The organism is Spirosoma oryzae (genome assembly GCF_003002825.1).
Classification (GTDB): Bacteria; Bacteroidota; Bacteroidia; order Cytophagales; family Spirosomataceae; genus Spirosoma; species Spirosoma oryzae.
On the sequence record NZ_PVTE01000006.1, the window covers coordinates 294,355 to 309,959 of the forward strand.

14 protein-coding genes are annotated in these 15,605 nt (G+C 55.0%); 9 read left to right on the forward strand and 5 right to left on the reverse strand.

The window, feature by feature from the left end:
• Nucleotides 1–42 precede the first annotated feature (42 nt).
• Genes murA through CLV58_RS09290 form a run of 3 tightly spaced genes read left to right on the forward strand, consistent with a single transcriptional unit; the run spans nt 43 to nt 2,602 of the window.
• The gene (gene murA, locus CLV58_RS09280) at nt 43–1,350 is read left to right on the forward strand and encodes a UDP-N-acetylglucosamine 1-carboxyvinyltransferase (RefSeq protein WP_106137506.1); all 1,308 of its coding nucleotides are present in this window, start codon (nt 43–45) and stop codon (nt 1,348–1,350) included.
• A 50-nt stretch (nt 1,351–1,400) separates the two neighbouring features.
• Entirely contained in the window at nt 1,401–2,219 is an 819-nt protein-coding gene (locus tag CLV58_RS09285; RefSeq protein WP_146141396.1) for an exonuclease/endonuclease/phosphatase family protein, read from the forward strand.
• A gap of 5 nt (nt 2,220–2,224) precedes the next feature.
• A complete protein-coding gene (locus CLV58_RS09290) occupies nt 2,225–2,602 on the forward strand; it encodes a hypothetical protein (protein WP_146141397.1) in 378 nt (125 codons plus the stop codon).
• A gap of 256 nt (nt 2,603–2,858) precedes the next feature.
• Here CLV58_RS09290 and CLV58_RS09295 read toward each other — a convergent pair whose 3' ends face one another.
• Together CLV58_RS09295 and CLV58_RS09300 are read right to left on the reverse strand one after the other, a co-directional pair.
• A complete protein-coding gene (locus tag CLV58_RS09295; protein WP_106137509.1) occupies nt 2,859–3,464 on the reverse strand; it encodes a hypothetical protein in 606 nt (201 codons plus the stop codon).
• A gap of 271 nt (nt 3,465–3,735) precedes the next feature.
• A complete protein-coding gene (locus CLV58_RS09300) occupies nt 3,736–4,731 on the reverse strand; it encodes a lysylphosphatidylglycerol synthase transmembrane domain-containing protein (RefSeq protein WP_146141398.1) in 996 nt (331 codons plus the stop codon).
• Nucleotides 4,732–4,980: 249 nt separating this feature from the next.
• Between CLV58_RS09300 and CLV58_RS09305 the strand changes: the two genes are divergently transcribed.
• The 5 genes from CLV58_RS09305 (at nt 4,981) to CLV58_RS09325 (ending at nt 10,274) form a co-directional block, all read left to right on the forward strand.
• Nucleotides 4,981–7,062, forward strand: a complete 2,082-nt coding sequence (locus tag CLV58_RS09305) for a DUF7657 domain-containing protein (protein ID WP_106137511.1) — start codon at nt 4,981–4,983, stop codon at nt 7,060–7,062.
• Nucleotides 7,059–7,814, forward strand: a complete 756-nt coding sequence (locus CLV58_RS09310) for a glycosyltransferase family 2 protein (protein WP_106137512.1) — start codon at nt 7,059–7,061, stop codon at nt 7,812–7,814. Before CLV58_RS09305 ends, CLV58_RS09310 begins: the two co-directional genes overlap by 4 nt.
• Before the next feature lies 1 nt (nt 7,815).
• Complete coding sequence (locus CLV58_RS09315; protein WP_106137513.1) at nt 7,816–8,214, forward strand: DUF2304 domain-containing protein; 399 nt, start codon at nt 7,816–7,818, stop codon at nt 8,212–8,214.
• A complete protein-coding gene (locus CLV58_RS09320) occupies nt 8,211–8,978 on the forward strand; it encodes a glycosyltransferase family 2 protein (protein WP_106137514.1) in 768 nt (255 codons plus the stop codon). The genes CLV58_RS09315 and CLV58_RS09320 overlap by 4 nt, the downstream gene beginning before the upstream one ends.
• Before the next feature lie 87 nt (nt 8,979–9,065).
• Complete coding sequence (locus CLV58_RS09325; RefSeq protein ID WP_106137515.1) at nt 9,066–10,274, forward strand: glycosyltransferase family 9 protein; 1,209 nt, start codon at nt 9,066–9,068, stop codon at nt 10,272–10,274.
• On the opposite strand, the gene CLV58_RS09330 is transcribed toward CLV58_RS09325, so the two are convergent.
• Both CLV58_RS09330 and CLV58_RS09335 read right to left on the reverse strand, forming a co-directional pair.
• Nucleotides 10,271–11,173, reverse strand: coding sequence for a hypothetical protein (locus tag CLV58_RS09330; protein ID WP_106137516.1), 903 nt, complete (start codon nt 11,171–11,173; stop codon nt 10,271–10,273). The genes CLV58_RS09325 and CLV58_RS09330 overlap by 4 nt on opposite strands.
• A 108-nt stretch (nt 11,174–11,281) precedes the next feature.
• Nucleotides 11,282–12,085, reverse strand: a complete 804-nt coding sequence (locus tag CLV58_RS09335; RefSeq protein ID WP_106137517.1) for a class I SAM-dependent methyltransferase — start codon at nt 12,083–12,085, stop codon at nt 11,282–11,284.
• A 196-nt stretch (nt 12,086–12,281) separates the two neighbouring features.
• On the opposite strand from CLV58_RS09335, the gene gcvP reads away from it, so the two are divergent.
• Entirely contained in the window at nt 12,282–15,161 is a 2,880-nt protein-coding gene (gene gcvP / locus CLV58_RS09340; protein WP_106137518.1) for an aminomethyl-transferring glycine dehydrogenase, read from the forward strand.
• Nucleotides 15,162–15,349: 188 nt separating this feature from the next.
• Here gcvP and atpC read toward each other — a convergent pair whose 3' ends face one another.
• Nucleotides 15,350–15,595 carry an ATP synthase F1 subunit epsilon gene (atpC, locus tag CLV58_RS09345; protein WP_106137519.1) on the reverse strand — a complete coding sequence of 82 codons (246 nt, stop codon included), beginning with the start codon at nt 15,593–15,595 and terminating at the stop codon, nt 15,350–15,352.
• Nucleotides 15,596–15,605: the final 10 nt, after the last annotated feature.

Consider the following 15,605-nt stretch of genomic DNA (forward strand, 5'->3'; position numbering starts at 1 on the left):
GTAAACCGTCTCCGGCTGACGTAGCTTTCAACCATTCCAGGCATGGCATCTTTCCAAATTACGGGTGGCCGTAAACTCAAGGGTGAACTGATTCCGCAGGGTGCAAAAAACGAAGCACTCCAGATTCTCTGCGCTGTTCTGCTAACCAAAGAACCCGTCACGATTCACAACATCCCCAATATCCGCGACGTCAATCAGCTGATCGACCTGCTGGGCGACATGGGCGTGTGGGTGACGCGTATTGGCGAAGGATCGTACCGGTTTCAGGCGTCGGACGTGAATCTCGACTACCTCGAAAGCGACACCTATAAGCGGAAGGCTGCGGCCCTGCGCGGTTCGGTCATGCTGCTTGGCCCGATGCTGGCCCGGTTCAAGAAGGGACGTATTCCCCGGCCGGGTGGCGACAAAATCGGCCGTCGCCGGCTGGATACGCACTTCCTGGGTTTTGAAAAGCTGGGTGCTCAGTTCAACTACGACGCCAACGACGGTGGCTATTATCAGGTTGATGCCAGCAATCTGCGCGGTACGTACATGCTGCTCGACGAAGCTTCGGTAACCGGTACGGCCAACGTACTGATGGCCGCCGTGATGGCTGAAGGCACGACCACGATCTACAATGCGGCCTGTGAGCCTTACCTGCAACAGCTGAGCAAGATGCTCAACAGCATGGGTGCCAAAATCACGGGTGTTGGGTCGAACCTGCTGACCGTCGAAGGCGTCTCGGAACTGACCGGTACCGAGCACACCATGCTGCCCGACATGATCGAGATTGGCTCGTTTATCGGGATGGCCGCCATGACACAGTCGGAAATTACAATCAAAAACTGTCAGATTCCGCAACTGGGCATCATTCCTGAGCAATTCCGGCGACTGGGTATTCAGATGGAATTCCGGGGCGACGATATTTTCATTCCGGCGCAGGAGCGGTATCAGATCGACACCTTCCTTGATGGTGGTATGATGACCGTTGCCGATGCGCCGTGGCCCGGCTTCACGCCCGACCTGCTAAGTATCGTGCTGGTAACGGCTGTACAGGCGCAGGGCACGCTGCTCATTCACCAGAAGATGTTCGAAAGCCGCCTGTTCTTCGTCGATAAACTCATCGACATGGGCGCGCAGATCATTCTCTGCGATCCGCACCGCGCGACGGTAGTAGGCCTGAACCGGCAGATGCCGCTGAAAGGCATCCGCATGTCGTCGCCTGACATTCGGGCGGGCGTTGCCTTACTGATCGCGGCTATGTCGGCGACCGGCACCAGCATCATCGACAACATCGAACAGATCGACCGGGGCTATCAGCACATCGATACCCGACTCAACGCCATCGGCGCGGAAATTATCCGGTTGTAAAATCGATGTCTGATTTTTGGAGTGCGGTTGATAGCGCAACGTACCCGAAAATGGAATTAAACGTATTATTCTGGAACGTCCAGAAAAAAGACCTCACAACACAGATCGTCAACATTGCGCACAGTCGTTCTGTCGATATTCTGATATTGGCTGAAAACCCAGTTAGTACGGTCCGGTTGGTTCAGGCATTGAACACAACCGGACCGTATTATTTTTCAAATCATCCACTATCCCAATGTTTCAAGCTGACAATTATCACGCGCTTTGATCACCACTTTATTCCGCCTGTCGATGAAAGTGATCGAGTGACGATTCGTCATGTTCGGCTCTCAACAAGTGTCGACTTCTTGCTAACAGGTGTCCATCTGGTAGACAAACGTAGCCATTCGGCAGATAGTCAGAATGAAGCGGCTACACTTGTTGCCGATCAACTACGTAAAGCTGAGGAACGATTGGGCGTGAATAGACACGTAGTCATTGGTGACTTTAACATGAACCCGTTTGAGACGGGTATGATCAAGGCGAATGGTTTTCACGCAACGATGTCGAGCGAGGTGGCCCGGAAAGGGGCACGGACAGTGCAAAAACAGAATTTTCCGTATTTTTATAATCCAACGTGGACCCTATTCGGTGACCTGAACAAACTTGCTGCCGGGACGTATTACTATGCACATGCTGAGCATGTCTGTTACGAGTGGAATGTCTTTGATCAAGTGTTGATTCGTCCGGCTTTGCTTGATAATTTCGTCAAGGATAGCTTACAAATACTCGAAACGGATGGTAGCGTATCGTTATTGACAAGAAGGAACATGCCTGATAAGGCGAAATATTCGGATCATTTGCCTCTATTCTTTACATTAAGTTTTTGATCACGATGGAAACGCAGAATCTTTGGCCTGATTTCGCTGTCGAACCAGTAAAAAGCCCTAAAGACATCTTGAAAGAACAGGCGAACCACCTGATTCATAAAACTAATAACGTTCTTTCTGCCGAAGTGGAAACAGTCGATTTTCCCACCAGGGAAATTGTACATACGTTCTCTATAATAGCGCCTGCTCTAAGCAATTACAGATACAAGTTACTAGCTATCGAGCATGGCGCTTTTGTCTATCCTGTGAATATCAGTTGGGCTAATGGAAATGTAGAAGCCAAAAATCAGCAACAGTTCATAGACATATTAAGTAACATATTCAGTGAGCCAGAAACCGTACGTGTTATTTCGTCGCTACTGGCTCAGAGTTTGACAGAGTAACGAGAATTTACGTAAACCAAAATGCAAACGAGTCCTATTGAAACAGTAGGACTCGTTTGCATTTTAAACCGTTACCAGTCGTAATAATTTCAGCCAAATCTTACTTCCTTGTCCGACTCAATAGTCTGATGGATACCAACTGATTTGGTGGCTAATTCGGCCGCTACCGCTGTGGCTGTTGCTGCGAAAGCGCAATAAAGACAATCCACGATCGGGGGCAAATCGGAAAAGGAAAGCTGTTTGATACCAATGATTATCAGTGCGATGCACTCGGCAACTGGGGCGGATTGATCATGATGTGCGCCCGGTGGGTGCCGGGGTCCATAATCCAGGGCATGCCGGGAGCCGCCGGTTTAAGGGGCAGGCCCGTACTCTCGACAGTAGCATAGGGAATGTAAATGACGTAACGCAGGTAGCCGCTGGCAACGTCGCCCGTTTCGGGAGTAAAGTCGTCGGCTTTAGCGGTGTACGAATACAGCGTCGACGGATGCGACGGCATCGTCAGTTTTTTGGCTTTCACCTCCTGCTCCCGGATCGTCAGAATCTCGTCGGGCTTTTTTCCTTCTTTCTTCAGCACACGGCCCCGCTCCATAAACGGCTCAAGGTCTTTGTGATAGCACGATACGTTCAATCCTTTCTGCGCGGGATCGTCGGCCAGACAAACCAGTTCGTTTGTCCCTTTTCGTAACAGCACAAACTCATTCTTTGGGGAGTATCCATACACCGTCGCACCGGCCCGCTTGTCTTCGGGGGCGGCCAACACGGCGGTCTTGATTTGAACGTCGGGGGCGGGGACAACGGGCGACTGGGCGAGTACCTTCGTCAGCAGGCCACTAGCCATAAACAGCAGCACGGATTTCATAGGCAAGACAGTTTATGTCTAAAAGAACGGCCTTGTCGGCACTTACTTGTCGCTGCGCTCAGGTCGCCTGAACAAACCCTCACGACGGGCCTGTTCTCGGCCTGAACGGTTTCTGCCTCGTCGCCCACCTGCGCACGAATGGCAGCCGGAGACCCGGTAGAAGAGTGACACGGCCATATCCTGCGTAACCAGCTTTTGACTGTTCGACCAGGTTTCGGTCTGCGGACGAGATATAAAAGGGTTTGAAAATATTATAGGTCTGGAGATAGGGTTACATCGGTGCTGTACGACGACCATTCCCAAAGAAGAACGAGGCAATCAGAAAACCGATGCTACTGACGAAAAGCGTCATGGCAAAATTGACGGCGTGCAGAAACGTGGCCAGTGCGGTTGCTTGTGCAAGGGGCAATCCATACAGCATCAGCACACGTCCGATCAGCAGGTGATAGGTGCCGATACCGCCCTGCGTCGGGACAAGTATCGCGCCCAGGAAAGCGACAGTTTCGGTGGTCAGTATCGACAGCAGGGGTAATGCCCGGGTGGTGGGTAGCGACATCATCAGGCAATAAGTCATCAGCCAGGCCATCACCTGATTTAGTATGGTAAGCGTGATGAACAGGACCGGCTGGGGTAGCTTACGTAGCGAAAGTAAGCCTTCCCACAAGCCTTGTCCAAAGCCGATAATACGTTTTGCCAGAGGGCGTTGCCAGCGAGGATGGGTAAAGTCGATTAGCCGGACTTGCCAGAGTAGCAGGCCCGCCAGCACCAGTCCGGCCAGCAGCAGCCACCAGGCGGTAGTGGAGGGCAAACGGAGCGCATACCCACCAAAATAGTGGCGCAGCCGGTCGAACTCCAGCACAATAGTCAGCATAACGACGGCCAGTAGCGCCAACAGATCGAGTACCCGTTCGGCAACTACCGCACCAACAGCCTGAGAGAAGGCAACACCGTCGGTGCGTTGCAGGGTAGCGCAGCGTGTCAGCTCACCGGAGCCGGGGATAATCATGCTCGCCGTGGTGCCGGCCAGCAACGCGACCGTTACCCGAAACGTAGTGGGTGTATAGCCGAGAGCCAGTAAAGGTTGTCGGCCGCGCATTCCCCGTAAAAAGAGAGTAACGATCAGCAGAACACCCATCAGCAGAATCCAGCGGTAATCGGCTAGGCGAAACTGTTGCGCAATGGTGGCAAATGAGACGTCTTTCAACGCGACGTATAGCAGTACCAACCCGATAATGAGCGGTAAAAGACGTTTTAGAAACGGCACCATAATGACTATATGAACGGACAAAGTACGAACAAAAGGCCGGTATAACCGGCTGGATTCGGCAAATAGCCGCGTCAGCAGTGGCAAAAACCGGCCCGGTTTTTGTCAAAAAACTGGTCGCCGGGTCAATCGTCATTTTGGGCATCCACCTCGCTGAGGTTGCAGAAGAAAGGTGAGCTGGCTATTTTTGATAAGACATCCTCCATACCGCATCCTGATTGCCCTGAAGGGTTTTTTGTTTCTCTCTCCTCTATGTCAAAATTCAACAAAAAGCGCACTACCCCCCCGGTAACGCGCCCAAAACCGGCTGTCACGACCGTGGATCAGTCCGTTTCTGAAATCCAGGCCGTCGAACGGAGTGAGCCGCTGACGGATTCTGCCGAGCCGGGGTTTACGCTGATTCGGTTCGATCGCCGGACGAAGTGGTACATGGGCATCGTGACGGGGTTGTTTCTGTTACTGTCGTTGCTGAAAATTCATACGCTGTCGGTGGCGATGTGGAATCAACTGATTCCGGATGGATCGGATGCCCGACGGGGGCTGTTGCGGGGCCAACCGCAAGCCATCCGCATGGACGATTACGCCGTCTGGGTGCCGAACACGCTTTCCAACAGCAACAAAGGGTTTCCGGTAGTGAATGAAGCACTCGGTGGCGAGAAGATTGCGCTGCTTAATTCACCCGCCTACCATCCGCTCATGCTTTTCAAGCCACTGATGTGGGGGCATTTCTTTCTGGGCCAGGAACAGGCCGTTGCCTGGCAGGTCAACTTCAATTATTTTACCGTATTGCTACTGCCTTTTCTGCTGTTCATGCTACTGACCGGTAACAACTTTGTGCTGTCGGTATTCGGGAGCCTGTGGTTATGGATGTCGTCGGCGTCGCAGATGTGGAACGGTGGCTGTGACATGGCGGTCGGCTTGTTTTCATTGCTGTTTGTCAGCGGGGTGTACATTCTGTTTGGCAAACAGGGGCTGGTCGGTAAAATCGGCTGGGGACTCCTGTTTGGCTGGTCGCTGCTCTGTTCGCTGATGCTGGTGTACCCGCCGTTTCAGGTGCCGCTGGGCTACACGTTTCTGATTCTGTTTGTGGCGTACTGCCTGCAACATCGGGATCAGTTTCGCTTCGATGCTGACCAGTGGACGGCTATTGGCGTGGGGGCCGGAACGCTGGCACTACTGGGCGCTCTATTCGTGCTCTGGTACGGCGATCTGAAGCCAACTGTCGACGCGATGGTCAACACGGTGTATCCGGGACGCCGGTCGGAGTCGGGCGGAACCGGCTTTATCGCGAACTGGTATTCGGAATACTATTCGTGGCTGATTAGCCCGCAACGGTACCCCAAAAGCTGGCTCAACATTTGCGAACTATCGCACTACCTCACGTTCACCCCGGTCATTGCGGCCAGCCTGCTGGTGTATTTCGTCGTGAAGCGCAAGGTCGACTGGATGCTGGCGCTGCTGGCAATCTGGATTCTGGCGCAGGTTGTATGGATTGAATACGGCTGGCCGAAATGGCTGGCGGAATCGACGCTGATGAGTATGAGCCCAACCCGCCGGACGCAGGTGCCGTTGGGGGTATCGGGCGTAATACTGACGATCATATATCTCGCGTACATCAATCGACATCAGCTCGTGACAAGTCTGGGTGCAAAGGTGCTGGCCATCGCGGGCGCGTTTGGCTTTGTACTGTACACGGCCTATGTCAATCTGAACGATACCGAAGGACTTTTCCGCTCCTACCAGCTGTTTCTGCCCGTGCTCTTCTTCACGTTCCTGAACGTGCTGCTGCTGATCAACATACAGGTGAAATACCGCACGGTGCTGTTTGCCGGAGCGGTGGTGCTGTATCTGCTGCCTAACCTGGGATTTAACCCGGTCGCCGTCGGACTGGCCCCGATCACACAGCACACTATTTATAAAACCGTGCAGGAGATCGACAGGAAAGATCCCGGTAAGCGCTGGGCCGTGTTCGGTAGTCAGTATATCTCGTATCTGGTGACGGCCACGGGAGTCGACCTGCTGTCGGGCGTGAAAACGTTACCCGTTCGGCCCATTATGCGCGTACTTGACCCCACTGCCAAACGGGATTCTGCCTATAACCGATATGCCCATACCGTGTATCAGACGTACATCGACGGGCGCGACAGCGTGATTATTCAGCAGAGTTTCGAAGATGCGTATACGGTTGCGATGGACCCCTGTTCCCCTCGCTTTAAGCAGCTGAAAGTTAAATACCTCATTTTCGATCGGGAGCCGCAGCCGGTAGAGGTGCGCTGCGCCAAACTCGTCAGTAACATGGGGTCGATCAAAATTTACGAACGTACCGACGAATGAGTCCGACGCCAGCACCGCGCATTCTGATCGTCATTCCCTGCTACAACGAGGAAGCGTCCATCGTGTCGGTGGTCAACGACGTAGCGCAGGCCCGGCACCAATCGGGACTGGTGCTCGACACACTGGTTGTCAACGATTGCTCGACCGACGGGACACTGGTACAACTGCAAACGTTGCCCGGCTGTAACTACCTCAACCTGCCTGTTAACCTAGGCATCGGCGGGGCAATGCAGGCGGGCTATCGCTACGCGTACCGACACGGCTACGATATGGCTGTGCAGATGGATGGCGATGGGCAGCATCCGGCAGATGAGCTCCCCAAACTGCTGGCTCCATTGCTGGCTGATAAGGCTGACGTTGTGATTGGGTCCCGCTTTCTGGAACGAACGGGTTTTCAGTCGACGGCCGTTCGGCGAATCGGTATCAACTATTTCCGCCGGCTAAACCGCTGGCTTATCGGGCAGACCGTTCACGACAGCACGTCGGGCTTCCGGGCATTCAACCGCCGGACGCTCGCGATTGTCGACCGATATTATCCCGACGAGTACCCTGAGCCGGAAGCTATCGTTCAGTTTGGCCTGCACCAGCTGCGCATTCAGGAAGTACCGGTGCAGATGCGGGAACGGCAGGGGGGCGTGTCGTCGATCAACACGGGCCGTGCGTTCTACTATATGCTCAAAGTGACGCTCGGTATCTTATTTGTCTACATTCGGCTTCGTGGTCGCAGGACCCTGACGCCCTTAGCTGGCTGACATGGAAACGATTCCTATAACCATACAGATTGTCAGCATCACCGGCGCACTGCTGTTCATGCTGACCATCTTCCGGCTGATTGTCCGGGGTAAGTTGCGCGAGGAGTACTCGATTATCTGGATCGTCTGTACGGTACTGCTGATCGTATTTTCAATCTGGCGCCGGGGCCTGGAGCAGATCGCTACGCTATTGGGCGTATTCTATCCACCTTCGCTGATCTTTCTGGCGGCCCTGTCGGCCATGCTGGTCTTTCTCGTTCACCTGTCGGTCGTAATCTCGAAACTACAGAATCAGATCAAGGATATAACGCACGAGATGGCTTATCTGCGGCAGGATCTGGAACGACTGAAGGCACAGCAGGAGACACGCGCGACTCCGTCTGAACCCGTAGTGCCATGACGTTACCGACGATTACAGTCATTACGCCGTCGTACAACCAGGGTGACTTTATCCGGCAAACGGTCGAATCGGTACTGTCGCAGGGATACCCGCACCTGGACTACATCGTGATGGATGGTGCCTCGACCGATAATACGCTCAGTGTATTGAAAGCCTACGAGTCGCAACTGACACTGATTTCCGAACCGGATCGGGGGCAGACCGACGCGATCAATAAGGGCCTGCGACGGGCAACGGGCGAGATCGTCTGCTGGCTCAACTCCGATGACTATTTTCTGCCCGGTGCCCTGCTGCGCGTCGGAACCTATTTCGCCACTCATCCCGATAGCGACTGGCTTACGGCTGACTGCCTGATCGTCGATGCCGTTGGTACACCTATTCAGCAACCAATCCGGTATTACAAGCTGCTGCTGCGAAGTCTACCGAACCAGGCTTATCTGGGCCTGACGAATGCGGTGTGTCAACCCGCGACATTCTGGCGACGTTCGGTTCACGAACGGGTAGGGTACCTGAACGAAAACCTGCACTTTACGATGGACTACGACTTCTGGTTACGCCTGGCGCAGCAGAGTCCGCCGGCGGTGTTGCGGGAACCGACGTCGGCCTTTCGCATTCATGGGCAGTCAAAAGGGGGGCAGCAATACGTCGAACAGTTTTTGGAAGATGAACAGACAATGCAGTTGTATACCCGCTCGGCGCTGACCCGGTGGTTGCACCGACGGCACAATCGACTGATCGTTGGTTTGTATAAGCTATTAAAATAAGATTCACTGGCAGGGCGTAGGCGGATTGGCTTCGTACCTATAGCCCGGCTATCGAAACCCCACTCGCCTGATTAGCTGGTAGTCCTGATGAACCTGAAGCAGTCGATACGCCTGTTGAAAACATCGCCCTGGCTGCGACCCGTATTGCTCGGTATCGACCTGGTGCTCTGGTTGGTCGATACCGTGGCGATACTGACGACGCGTCGACAGGCACCGGAGAAACCAACGTTGGCGATTCTCAAATTCGACGCGCTGGGCGACTACCTGATGCTGCGGGCCTACGTACGCCAGCTGCGTGCCCACCCCGACTATGAGGCATACGCGTTTTGCCTGGTTGGAAATGCGGCCTTTCGGCAAATGGCGGAGTTTGCCGACGCCGACCTGTTCGACAGCTTTCACTGGATCGACATCTACAAACTGTCTACCCAACCACTGTATCGACTACAAATAGGTCGCAAGCTGCATCAGTTAGGTTTTGCTGTAACGTTCACGCCAACGTACAGCCGGGTACTGGTGCTGGACGACTTCATAACGCGCGTCTGCAATGCCGAAGCGCGTATTGGCTGCGTAACCGATCTGGCGAACACAACGGCGCTGGAGGCCAGTTGGGGTAATCGCTACTATACCAGCCTGTTACCTACCGATGCCGCCGTGGTATTCGAAGCCGAGCGGAATCGGCAAGTGTTCAGCCAACTGCTTGGTCAGCCGGTGCCCCTGCTACCCTTGCAATTACCAGCTGTTTCGGTGACGCACGTAGCATTACCCAGCACGTTCGTCATTGTATCGCCGGGGGCGGGGGCACCCGACAAAATCTGGCCGATGCGCCGATTTGCGGATGTGCTGATCGTATTGCACCAACTACGGCCGGACTGGTCGGTACTGGTAACGGGAACGGCGGCCGAGACTTACCTGTACGACGAGTTAAAAACCCACTTGCCAGCCAATCTGCCCGTGCAATCGCTGATGGGGAAGCTGTCGCAGGGAGAATTGATCGGTGTCGTACAAAAGGCCCGGTTGGTGCTGGCGAATGATTCGGGTATCGTTCACATTGCCGCGTCAGTCGGTACGCCCTGCCTGTCACTGTCGGCGGGGAAATCAATTGTTCGCTGGCATCCGTATCCAGCGGCTATCGCCCCCTACATCCGGCATGTTTATCCCGCTTTCTTCGACGACTGGATGCACCGTTTGCCAGCAATAGCCCCAACCGTCGTTGCCGAAGCCCCGGTACCTGTCGATAGCCTGACTACCGACCGGGTGACGCAGGCACTATGGCAGTTGCTGGCGGAGATCGACTAGCGTTTTACCAGTCCCATCAGCGAAAAATATCCCCATTCCAGGATACGCATATACCAGGGTTGCCGGTGAATATGCGTAGCGTCGTACCAGTCGGCTTCTGTATTGATGGCGACCGTGGATGGGTGAACAAGTGGTAATTCGAGCGGAGCCGCAGTCAGGTCGGCCAGCCAGTTCGGCTTTCGAACGGTATGGGTCGCGCCCAGACCGAACCCGATATTGGTAACCTGACTGACGCGGGGCACAATCGACAGGCCGTTGTGTCGGCGAATCGCGACCAGCCATTGCACATCCCAAGTGTCGAGTCGACCCGCGATTACCTCACCCAGCAGCCACCGCTGCCGTTGGTTGAAGTACGGCGCTGCCAGCGACACGTTGCTGGCGTTCTCGGTAGGGTCGACAGCGTAGTACTGCCACGCCCGACGCCAGGTGGCCCAGCCCCAGATAGACGCAAAGCCCGAGAAGTAGTACGAAGCGCCGGCTGTTACGTCTCGCCGTGCCTGAAACGTAATACCGCTGATGTGCATGACCCGGTCATCGTCGCGGTACCGGTCGAGCAGGTCGGTGCAGAACGAAAAAAATGGTTGCTCCGGCAGGCAGTCATCTTCCAGAATGATGCCCGCGTCGACCTGCGCGAAGAACCAGTCGATCGCTGACGACACCGCCCGCTTACAACCCAGGTTCTGCTCCCGAAACAGGGTGCGTACCTCACAATCCCAGTCGACCTGATGGACAACCTGACGAGTTTGCGCGCACAGCATAGCCTCCCCCGATTTGGTTGGCCGGGGGCCGTCGGCAGCGATGAAGAGTTGGGCGGGGCGGGCCTGCCGAATCTGTTCGAAGACAAGCTGCGTGGTATCGGGTCGGTTAAAGATCAGAAACAGAACAGGAGCGGTGGGCATATGAACGGAATTACAATGTACGGCTTACGGGGTTCAGTGGTTTATCGTACGGTGGTTGTCCTGCGATACGGGGCTCGTTACAGACTATAAGACCGTATACCGAAAAGCTCAAACCGTCAGTCGACCTGCCTGTGTACGTTGTTCGAGCAGCGCTGCGTCGGACACGGTCTTGCTCTTTAGAAATAGCCGAAGTACCGATGCCAGACCAAACCGGCCGGCGGCCACTAACAGAGGAAATACCAGCGGGGGGAACGGCTTACGCGTGTACAGATGGTAGTTGAGCAAGTTGTAATAATGCAACCCCACCTGTTTACCCAGGTAAGCCAGCGTTTCGGGGCGGTAGAGGGCCACATGCTGCCCGTGGTGTGGTGCGTAATACCACCAGTCGGTTACTGCCGGGGCCGGAGTAGGGCAGGGCTGGGTCGTGAAAAATACGTTGTCGGTATACGCCAGGATCTTGCGCAACTCGTCGGCGGGATGGACGAAATGCTCAAAGCATTCAAAGGCTGTCGCCAGTTCATACCGGTCGGCGGTGTTGGCCGGTAGGGGAGCCTCGAATCCTTTCGCCAGCAGGTTCGGGGCGTACGGGTCGGTTGTATAAAAATCAAAACCGGCATCGCGCATGTAGCGGGTCAAGACGCCGTACCCGCCAGCATAATCGACGAACCGCCCGGACCGATTGAAGAGGAAAAACAGGAGCGCAATGGCCGAGTCGCCCAGTACCTGCCCACGGCGAAGCGTTCCCGTATCGGTCGTCGTGAACGCGCTTTGGTAGGCTTCATCGAGCCAATAAGGCGTTTCGGTCTGCACGAACCGGCAGGTCGGGCATTCGTAGTAAGCGATAGCATACTTGCTCAGGATCGTCGCCCGAAACAGTACATTAGTTTGACTGGCACAGATTCGGCAGGTCATTTTTTAGAAACACGGTTTACAGATTTCGGTCTACAGACGCAGTAGCGGGCGGATTATGAACCATCAGCCGCAAACCGTATACCGTAAACGGATTACCGCCGAAAGTACTGCTTGTTTTTGGGGGCGGCAAGTCCGTAGTGGCAGCTTTTGCGTACCTTTGCGTTTTGACAGACAGACAACCAAGGGCCACCCCGGCATGAAACTGAATCTTCTTCCAACAGACGTATTTGAAGACCGTCATCACGGTCAAACCGACGCGGCTCAGGCCGATATGCTTCGTACCGTTGGCGTAGCCACCCTCGATGAACTGATCGATCAGACTGTACCCGCAGCGATTCGGCTACAGGCTCCACTCGATCTGCCTGCTCCTAAAACGGAAGCCCAATTTCTGGCTGATTTCCGCAAACTAGCGTCTCAAAACAAGATTTTTAAGTCATACATCGGTATGGGGTATTACGATACCCTGACGCCGAACGTGATTCTTCGCAATATTCTGGAAAACCCGGCCTGGTACACGGCCTACACGCCCTACCAGGCGGAGATTGCGCAGGGACGACTGGAAGCACTCCTGAATTTCCAGACTGTCGTATCCGATCTGACCGGGATGGACCTGGCCAATGCCTCGCTGCTCGATGAAGCAACGGCGGCTGCCGAAGCCATGAACCTCCTGTTTGCCACGCGCCCGGCAAGCCGGAAAAATGCAACGACCTTCTTCGTGTCCGAACGGTGCCACCCGCAGACGATCGACGTCATCAAAACCCGCGCAACGCCCGTCGGTATCAGCGTACTGGTTGGCGATCATCAGCGGGCCGATCTGACGAAAGGTGATATCTTTGGGATGCTCCTTCAATACCCGGCTACCGATGGTTCAGTATTCGATTACACCGACCTGATTGCGTCAGCGCACGAACTGGGTATTACGGTGGCCGTTGCCGCCGACCTGCTGGCCCTGACGTTACTCACCCCGCCGGGTGAAATGGGGGCCGACGTCGTTGTTGGTTCGGCACAGCGGTTTGGCGTTCCCATGGGCTTCGGTGGGCCACACGCGGCTTTCTTCGCCACCCGCGATAGTTTCAAACGTCAGATTCCGGGTCGTATCATCGGGGTATCGCAGGATGCGGCCGGTAAGCCGGCCCTGCGGATGGCGTTGCAGACGCGCGAACAGCATATCCGGCGCGAGAAAGCAACCTCGAACATCTGTACGGCGCAGGTACTGCTGGCGGTGATGGCGGGTAGCTACGCCGTATACCACGGTCCGGCCCGCCTGCGCGCAATCGGCGAGCACGTGCATGGGCTGACCAGTCTGTTCGCAACGGCATTGCAGCAGAGCGGTATGAGTCTGACAACGGAAGCGTATTTCGATACCATCACCGTTCGGGTCGACGATGTAGAGTCGCTCCGCAAATCGGCGCGGGCGGCACAGCTGAACCTGCACTACCACGCGGACGACGAGCACGTCAGCATTTCGTTCGATGAAGCCAAGACATTGGCCGATGTAGCGGAACTGCTCAACGTATTCGGCGTAAAAGCAGACCTCGATGCGCTGGTGGCTAACCTGGAAATTAGCTGGCCGGAGCGACTGATCCGTACATCGGACTACCTGACGCACCCGGTGTTCAACACCCACCACACCGAGCACGAGATGCTTCGGTACCTGAAATCACTCGAAGAAAAAGACCTCTCGCTGGTTCACTCGATGATTTCGCTGGGTAGCTGTACGATGAAACTCAACGCTACCGCCGAAATGATTCCGGTAACGTGGCCTGAGTTCGGCAAGCTTCACCCATTTGCGCCGAAAGACCAGACGACGGGCTATCAGCAACTGTTTGCCGATCTGAACAAGTGGCTTTGTACCATCACCGGTTTTGCGGCTATGTCGCTGCAACCCAACTCGGGCGCGCAGGGTGAGTACGCGGGGCTGATGGTTATTCGGGCGTATCACGAAAGCCGGGGCGACAATCACCGGACGGTGTCGCTGATTCCGCAATCGGCACACGGTACCAATCCCGCCAGTGCGGTGATGGCCGGTATGAAAGTCGTGATCGTAAAATGCGATGAGCGGGGTAATATCGACGTGGCTGATCTGAAAGCAAAAGCGGAACAGTACAGCAACGACCTGTCTTGCCTGATGGTTACCTACCCATCGACGCACGGTGTGTTTGAAGAAAGTATCAAAGAGATCTGTGACGTCATCCATCAGCATGGTGGGCAGGTGTACATGGACGGCGCGAATATGAATGCGCAGGTTGGTCTGACGTCGCCCGCTACGATCGGTGCGGACGTTTGTCACCTGAACCTGCACAAAACCTTCTGCATTCCCCACGGTGGTGGTGGACCGGGCATGGGGCCGATTGGCGTTGCCGAGCAACTCGTTCCGTTCCTGCCGGGTCACGCGGTGGTAAAAACGGGTGGTAATGAAGCTATCCCAGCGGTATCGGCTGCCCCGTATGGATCGGCCAGTATTCTGACCATTTCATACGCCTACATCGCGATGATGGGGGGCGAAGGACTGACCCGTGCGACCAAGCAGGCTATTCTGAATGCAAACTATATCAAAGCGCGGCTTGAAGGTCATTACGAAACGCTGTACAGCGGTGCCAACGGCCGCGCTGCACACGAAATGATCATCGAGTGCCGTCCGTTCAAATCGGCGGCTGGTGTGGAAGTAGAAGACATTGCCAAGCGGTTGATGGACTACGGTTTCCACGCGCCGACCGTTTCGTTCCCGGTTGCGGGTACGCTGATGATCGAGCCGACCGAATCCGAATCAAAAGCTGAACTCGACCGGTTCTGCGACGCGATGATCGCCATCCGCGAAGAGATTCGTGAAATCGAGGCCGGTACGGCTGACAAGGCAGATAACGTACTGAAACATGCGCCCCACACGGCTACTGTCGTGTTGTCGGACAATTGGAATCGGTCATATAGTCGTGAGAAAGCGGTTTATCCGTTGCCGTACGTTCGGGCTCGTAAGTTCTGGCCAAGCGTAAGCCGGATCGATTCGGCTTTCGGCGACCGGAACCTCGTCTGCGCCTGCGTCCCTACCGAAGCCTACGCCGAAGAAGCAGCCATGTAGAGACAATACCGGCGACCCGTTGCGTCTCATCTACCGGATAGTTTTGTAACGATATAATAAGGGGGCAACTACACAGTTGCCCCCTTATTATATCGTTATGAATTGAAACAGACCCTATTATACCGAATGTTTGAACAGAACGGGGTAGCCTGCCTAGGCTACCCCGTTCTGTTCAAACTAGTTTGTCCTTAAGCAACGATGGCTTCGGCCAGTACCAGCACGTTGTTTTGCAGTACTTCGACGACACCACCGTCAACAGTGAATACTTGCTGACCTGACGCCGACTGAACGACGATCGGACCGCGATCCAATGTGCTGACCAGGGGCGCGTGGTCGTTCAGCACCTGAAACTGACCTTCGCTACCCGGAAACGTGATCGACGTTGCTTCACCGGAAAAGACCTTACGGTCGGGGGTAATAATATCTAGCGTCATGGCTATGTGG

Bases quoted from the DNA above. Each gene is read 5' to 3' on its own strand.
- CLV58_RS09335 (WP_106137517.1), bottom strand. From the start codon at position 12,085: ATGACCTGCCGAATCTGTGCCAGTCAAACTAATGTACTGTTTCGGGCG.
- CLV58_RS09290 (WP_146141397.1), top strand. From the start codon at position 2,225: ATGGAAACGCAGAATCTTTGGCCTGATTTCGCTGTCGAACCAGTAAAA.
- atpC (WP_106137519.1), bottom strand. From the start codon at position 15,595: ATGACGCTAGATATTATTACCCCCGACCGTAAGGTCTTTTCCGGTGAA.
- CLV58_RS09320 (WP_106137514.1), top strand. From the start codon at position 8,211: ATGACGTTACCGACGATTACAGTCATTACGCCGTCGTACAACCAGGGT.
- CLV58_RS09300 (WP_146141398.1), bottom strand. From the start codon at position 4,731: ATGGTGCCGTTTCTAAAACGTCTTTTACCGCTCATTATCGGGTTGGTA.
- CLV58_RS09305 (WP_106137511.1), top strand. From the start codon at position 4,981: ATGTCAAAATTCAACAAAAAGCGCACTACCCCCCCGGTAACGCGCCCA.
- murA (WP_106137506.1), top strand. From the start codon at position 43: ATGGCATCTTTCCAAATTACGGGTGGCCGTAAACTCAAGGGTGAACTG.
- gcvP (WP_106137518.1), top strand. From the start codon at position 12,282: ATGAAACTGAATCTTCTTCCAACAGACGTATTTGAAGACCGTCATCAC.
- CLV58_RS09330 (WP_106137516.1), bottom strand. From the start codon at position 11,173: ATGCCCACCGCTCCTGTTCTGTTTCTGATCTTTAACCGACCCGATACC.
- CLV58_RS09285 (WP_146141396.1), top strand. From the start codon at position 1,401: ATGGAATTAAACGTATTATTCTGGAACGTCCAGAAAAAAGACCTCACA.
- CLV58_RS09310 (WP_106137512.1), top strand. From the start codon at position 7,059: ATGAGTCCGACGCCAGCACCGCGCATTCTGATCGTCATTCCCTGCTAC.
- CLV58_RS09295 (WP_106137509.1), bottom strand. From the start codon at position 3,464: ATGAAATCCGTGCTGCTGTTTATGGCTAGTGGCCTGCTGACGAAGGTA.
- CLV58_RS09315 (WP_106137513.1), top strand. From the start codon at position 7,816: ATGGAAACGATTCCTATAACCATACAGATTGTCAGCATCACCGGCGCA.
- CLV58_RS09325 (WP_106137515.1), top strand. From the start codon at position 9,066: ATGAACCTGAAGCAGTCGATACGCCTGTTGAAAACATCGCCCTGGCTG.